The 5,922-nt window shown below is 60.4% G+C and carries 7 protein-coding genes; all 7 read left to right on the top strand.

Annotation, left to right across the window (positions count from 1 at the left end; translation table 11 throughout):
- Positions 1–452 (top strand): IS1634 family transposase (locus ACFTOW_RS14005; protein ID WP_379916751.1); only part of this gene is annotated, 452 nt, incomplete at its 5' end.
- 370 nt (positions 453–822) lie between these two features.
- Positions 823–1,737 carry a phosphate/phosphite/phosphonate ABC transporter substrate-binding protein gene (gene phnD / locus ACFTOW_RS14010; protein ID WP_379916753.1) on the top strand — a complete coding sequence of 305 codons (915 nt, stop codon included), beginning with the start codon at positions 823–825 and terminating at the stop codon, positions 1,735–1,737.
- 22 nt (positions 1,738–1,759) lie between these two features.
- The gene (phnC, locus tag ACFTOW_RS14015; protein WP_379916755.1) at positions 1,760–2,518 is read left to right on the top strand and encodes a phosphonate ABC transporter ATP-binding protein; all 759 of its coding nucleotides are present in this window, start codon (positions 1,760–1,762) and stop codon (positions 2,516–2,518) included.
- Complete coding sequence (gene phnE / locus ACFTOW_RS14020; protein WP_379916757.1) at positions 2,515–3,387, top strand: phosphonate ABC transporter, permease protein PhnE; 873 nt, start codon at positions 2,515–2,517, stop codon at positions 3,385–3,387. Before phnC ends, phnE (ACFTOW_RS14020) begins: the two co-directional genes overlap by 4 nt.
- Positions 3,384–4,214, top strand: coding sequence for a phosphonate ABC transporter, permease protein PhnE (gene phnE, locus ACFTOW_RS14025; RefSeq protein WP_379916759.1), 831 nt, complete (start codon positions 3,384–3,386; stop codon positions 4,212–4,214). The genes phnE (ACFTOW_RS14020) and phnE (ACFTOW_RS14025) overlap by 4 nt, the downstream gene beginning before the upstream one ends.
- Positions 4,215–4,302: 88 nt before the next feature.
- Positions 4,303–5,064, top strand: coding sequence for an inositol monophosphatase family protein (locus tag ACFTOW_RS14030; RefSeq protein ID WP_379916761.1), 762 nt, complete (start codon positions 4,303–4,305; stop codon positions 5,062–5,064).
- Positions 5,065–5,213: 149 nt separating this feature from the next.
- The gene (locus ACFTOW_RS14035; protein ID WP_379916763.1) at positions 5,214–5,723 is read left to right on the top strand and encodes a phosphatase domain-containing protein; all 510 of its coding nucleotides are present in this window, start codon (positions 5,214–5,216) and stop codon (positions 5,721–5,723) included.
- Positions 5,724–5,922: the final 199 nt, after the last annotated feature.

Below are 5,922 nucleotides of genomic sequence, written 5' to 3' on the forward strand. Positions count from 1 at the left end.
CCGACTTCACCGCCGAGCGCTTCTCCTGGTCGGTGGACGAGCCGGCCGTCACCCAGGCCCAACTCTTCGACGGCCGGCTCGCGCTGATCACCAACGCTCCAGACCTGTCCCCCGCCGAAGCCGTGGAGCGCTACCGGGCATTGGCCGATATCGAGCGCGGATTCCGTGTGCTCAAATCCGACATCGAGATCGCGCCGGTCCACCATCGGCTCCCAGATCGTATCCGGGCCCACGCCCTCATCTGCTTCCTCGCCCTCGTCCTCTACCGCGTCATGCGCATGCGCCTTAAGGCAAAGGGCCACACCGCCAGCCCCAGAGCGGCACTCGACCTCCTCGCCCGCATCCAGAAACACACCGCCCATATCGGCGCGCGCACCTTCAACGGCACCAGCACAACCACCCCGGAGCAACTCAACCTCTTCGACGCCCTGAGCCTACCGAAACCCAACTGACGCTGTCTGTCGTCACACAAACGCCAAACGGGCGTCAACAATATCAATTACTTGCAAGATTAACTGTCGAAGATGGGGATCGAGGGGCCGAGCGGTCAGCGGCGGCGCGGAGCGCGGCGGAGAGCATGATGCCGGGAAACAACGATGCAGCTTTCGGGACGACCGACCGGCAGCAACGGGCCGCAACCTGCCATTCTCGAAAAGCTGCGCATTCGGGCTTTGGCTCGGCACGCATCAGGGCTCTGGTCACCGCCCCATGGCGCCGATGCATAATTTCAAATGAATAGAAGGTCGTCACTTCCATGTTACATCTAGCACTTACGCGTCAAGGAGATCGGGTCCCAACTAGCTATATCTTCAGGAGTTCATGATGAACCGCACTGCCTACTTAGCCTCCGCGATTGTCCTCGCCTCTTTCGCCGCTGCCCCGTCTTTCGCACAGGAAGACTGGCGCGAGACATACTCAACCCTCACCTTCGGCCTTTCGACCGGGGAAAACCAGCAAAGCGCCGCGCAGCGTTGGGGTGCAATGGCGCCCTACCTCGCAGAGTGCCTTGGCATCGAGGAAGTTGTTGTGCGTATCGGCAACGACTATTCGGCGATCATCGAGTCGATGGTGCAGGGTGACGTGCAGCTGGCATGGTATGGCCCGGCCCAGTACGCGATCGTTCATGACCTGCTTGACGGCGATGTGGTGCCCGTTGCGATGGACGTATCGCCGCAAAACGACCTTGGCTACAAATGGGTGATCGCGGTGAAGGCCGACAGCCCCTACCAGACGCTCGAAGACCTGAAAGGCAAGACTTTGGGCTGGGGCACGCCGACCTCGACCTCGGGTTATGTTCTGCCCATGCAGCATTTCCGCGAAATCGGTTACGTGAACGAGGCCAACGAGCCCATCCATTTCGGGGCGCTCGTGCAGACTGGCAGCCATGACAACGGCCTGGTGTCGGTTGTGCAGGGCACGATTGATGCAACGACCAACTGGTATTATTCGCCCGCGGCAGGCTCGCATACTCGCGCAGCGGGCAACGGCCTCATCAAGCTTGAAGATATTCGCTTCATCCACGAATCCCCGATGGCGCCGAACGCTCCCTTCACAACGCGCAAGAGCTACCCCGATGACATGAAGGCCAAGATGTCGGAATGCTTCATCAACATGCGCTACTCCGCACCCGAGGTGTACGAGGTTGTTACCAAGGATGTCTTTGGCGGCTTTGCTCTGGTGCAACCCGAGGCCTACGACCCCTTCGTTGCCATCCGTCAGGCCGAAAAGCGCCAGTAAACCGCAACGAGGGGGCGAGAATATGAGTCTTCGCCTTCAGGGTGTGGGCCGCCGTTTCGGCAATACTCAGGCCGTCAGCGATGTGTCGCTGACGGTCGAACAGGGAGAGATGATCGCGGTTATCGGGCGTTCGGGGGCGGGCAAGTCGACGCTCCTGAACATGATCAACCGCCTTATCGACCCGAGCGAAGGCGAAATCATGAACGAGGGGCGCGATATTGCAAAGCTTCGCGGCGCCGAGTTGCGCGCATGGCGGCGCCAGACGGCGATGATTTTTCAACGCTTCAATCTTGTTCAGCGGCTCGACGTTTTGACCAATGCCATGACTGGCAGGCTCGACTTTCCGCCGCGCGCGGCAAAGCTTTTTGGATGGTTTTCGGACAGTGATCGCGATGCGGCCATCGACGCGTTGGCAGCGCTCGAGATGGATGCGCATGCTCTCAAAAGGGCTGACCAATTGTCAGGCGGGCAACAGCAGCGTGTGGCCATCGCCCGCGCCTTGGTGCAAGAGCCCCGCATCATTCTTGCCGACGAGCCTGTGGCATCGCTCGACCCGCTCAACGCAGAGGGTGTGATGAGCGCGCTGCGCAAGATCAATCGCGAGCGCAACATTACGGTAATCTGCAACCTTCACTCGGTTCCGCTCACGCGCGCATGGTGCGATCGGGTGATTGGGCTGTCGCAGGGGCGGGTGGTTTTCGACGGCAGTGTCGCAGCGCTGGACGAAGAGGCGCTGCTCACCATCTATGGCAGCCGCGACGCATTGCAGGAAGCCGCGTGAGCGAGCTTGTGCACCGCGCGCGCTTTGCCGCAGCCTGGCGAACCGAGCAGCGCCGGGTCTGGCGCAACTGGGCCGTCGGGCTGGGCATCATGGCCATAACGATAGGGGCCGCCGCCAACCTCGGAGAGGTTGACCTCGCTCGCTTGTGGGAGCGCCTTCCACGTTTTGGCAGCTATTTCGGGCGGATGGTCCCCCAGCTTTCGCTAGAGACCTTTGCAGCCGACATGGCGCGCTGGTACTGGAATGTTGGCTCATGGCTAAAGGCGCTGTGGCAGACCATTCTGATCGCGATTTATGCAACGATCTTTGGCGTTGCCGGCGCCTATGTCTTCTCATTCCTCGCGGCACGTAGCCTCACGCCGTCGCCGCTGGCCTGTTTTACCGCGCGCAGAGTTCTTGAAATAGCGCGAACCGTGCCCGAGCTAGTGTTCGCCGTTCTCTTTGTTTATGCCTTCGGTATTGGCCCTCTAGCCGGGGTTCTGGCCATTGCAATTCACAGTTTCGGCGCGCTCGGCAAGCTTTTTGCGGATGTGGCGGAGAATGCAGATGGGGAGCAGGTGCGCGGCATCCGGGCAACCGGGGCAAGCTGGGCCCAAACCATGGTTTGGGGTGTCACGCCCCAAGTCGCACCAGACTATCTGGCCTATCTGTTGCTGCGACTTGAGATCAACGTGCGCGCTGCCTCTGTTCTGGGCTTCGTCGGTGCGGGTGGGATCGGGCAAGAGCTCTACAGCGCGATCAAGCAGTTCAAGCTTACAGACGCCTCAGCCATCGCGCTTTTGCTTATTGCGGCCGTGATCGTCGTGGACACGGCATCAAGCTGGCTGCGCGGTCGCATGATTGGCCGCGAAGGGCTGAGCTCGCGATGAAGCGTGCAACATCCCATTGGCGCGCCAAGCGCCCGGAACTGTTTCCGCCGCGAGGACCGCGCGCATGGGTGCGTTGGGCCTTGATCATGATTGGCATTGTTTTCTTTTTTCTGGGGCTGGAGCAGCTTGGCTTTGGATGGAGCCGCTTGGTCGCTGGGGGCTCGCGCCTTGGGACGACCTTCGCGTTGATGGTTCCCCCCGTGCTGAACGGGCAGGAATGGGTTTATCTGAAAGCGATCGGCGAGACGCTGGCAATGGCCTTCCTTGGGACGCTGGTTGCGGCAGTGCTTGCAATACCGCTTGGCTTCATGGGAGCTCGCAACATCATGCCTTTCGGCCCGCTACGCTTCATTCTGCGGCGCTCTTCGGATGTGGTGCGCGGGCTTGACGCACTGATTTGGGCCATCTTCTTTGTCTCGGTGGTTGGGCTGGGGCCGTTTGCGGGCATTTTGGCGATTGCCGTCAACGATACGGCCGTGCTGACAAAGCTGACATCGGAAGCGCTGGAGAACATCGATCGCGAGCAAACGCGCGGCGTGCGGGCTACCGGCGCGGGCCCTCTAGGGGTTGCGCGATTTGGGGCGCTGCCGCAGGTCTTTCCCGTTCTGCTTGGCAATGCGCTTTATTTTCTGGAATCGAATGTTCGCTCAGCAACCATTCTTGGCGTCGTCGGCGCGGGCGGCATCGGATTTTTTCTGATGGACCGAATGATGCTCAGCGCTTGGCGCGAGGTTTCTGCGATTGTTCTCATGATCCTCGTCACCGTGGCAGTCATCGATGTTATCAGCGGGCGGCTTCGGGCGCGGCTCATCGGCAGGCAAGCATGATCGCCTTTGCCCCTGCCGACAGTCAGCTGCGCCGGGTTTTTAAAACAGTAAACAGGGTGCGCAGGACCGGCTGAAAGAAGAGACCCCGATGATTGCCTTTGCCATGGAATTGGCCGATGTCGCGCGCAAGATGGTTGCACAAGCGGCTGTGCCGCAAGTCGAACTCAAAGCCGACCGCAGTTTTGTTACCGCCACGGACCGCGCTGTTGAAGTGCGCTTGCGCGAGATGATCCGCACGCGGTTTCCGCAGCACGGGATCATGGGGGAGGAGGGGCAAAACATCATACCCGACGCCGATCAAATCTGGGTGTTGGACCCGATCGACGGAACAGCGGCCTTTGTTGCCGGCGTGCCGATGCACGGAACGTTGATCGCGCTCTTGCAGGGCGGCGTGCCCGTTCTGGGGATCATTGACATGCATGTGACGGGGCAGCGCTGGGTGGGCGCGGCAGGCCAGCAGACCCTTTGTTACCACCTTGACAAAACAACAATCTGCCAGACGCGCAAAGGGCTGGCGATGAAGAACGCGATCATGTCCTCCAGCAATCCGGATTTCTTTGATGTGACGGAACGGCCGGCGCTCGATGCTCTGCGAGGCGCCACCGCCTGGCGGGTTTGGGGAGCCTCCTGCATGGCCTACGGTTTGCTGGCATCTGGTCGGATAGATCTTGCGCTTGATACCGCGCTGGCTCTTCATGACTGGGCACCCTTTGCCCCCATCATCGAGGGCGCAGGCGGCCGCGTGACCGACTGGCAAGGCCGCCCCTTGCGCCTTGATAGCGGGCCGCAAGTTCTCGCCGCGGGTGACGCAAAGCTACATGGCCTAGCACAGGCCATGATCTCGGCTTGATGTTGTCAAACCGGCGTCATCATAAAACCGCATGGATCAGGCTCAGGACACCGCTGCGCCCTGCCCTCGGGGCCGGTGACGCACGCCCCTTTTTTAGCTTGCCACCAGCTGCAGACTTTCAGCAGCGTCAACGAAGGAAATAGTGGGCCATGACCCAAGCAGACGGCACATTGCGCCCCTTGCCGCTTCCCGAAAACGTGCCCGGCCGCATCTGGCTGACGGCAATGCCCGGGCGGTTTGAAAAACTGGCCGTCTTTCTGGGTTCAGCCGAGAATGTTGGTGCAACAGACATTGTCTGCCTTGTCACTGATGAAGACATAAAGGCCATGTCACCCGAATATGCTCAGGCCAGACTGTCAGACGCGTTATCCTTGACACGAAGAGACCACCCCATCCCCGATCGGGAACTGCCTCAGGATGAAGCCGAGTTTCAGGGGCTCATTATGGAAATTTGCGCGGGTCTACATGAAGGACGGCGCATGATCGTGCATTGCGCGGCAGGTATCGGGCGCACGGGTCTTCTTGCCCAGCAGATCCTCATGGCTTTGGGTCTGGAGCCGAGCCAGGCGCATCTTGACGTTCGTGAAGCGGGTTCAGGGCCAGAGAACGCCGCGCAGAAAGACTTTTGCAAGAAACCGTTCGTTCAGTTTCGCCCGTGACCCGCCTGGCCTGCGGGTTGCAACGCACGTCTGGGGGGCTGCGATATCCCGTCTCGTTGAGCCTGGCTGTCATTAGGCCGTGATAAACGGTTGTTAGATTATGGAACTAATTCAGCTCAACCGTCTGTGTGATCCGACGAGCAAGTTGGGGTGTCTGCGCTGGCTCGAAACGGTTGCAATACCCGCGATGCCCAGGGAC

This window comes from Lacimonas salitolerans (genome assembly GCF_042677865.1).
Taxonomy (GTDB): domain Bacteria; phylum Pseudomonadota; class Alphaproteobacteria; order Rhodobacterales; family Rhodobacteraceae; genus Lutimaribacter; species Lutimaribacter salitolerans.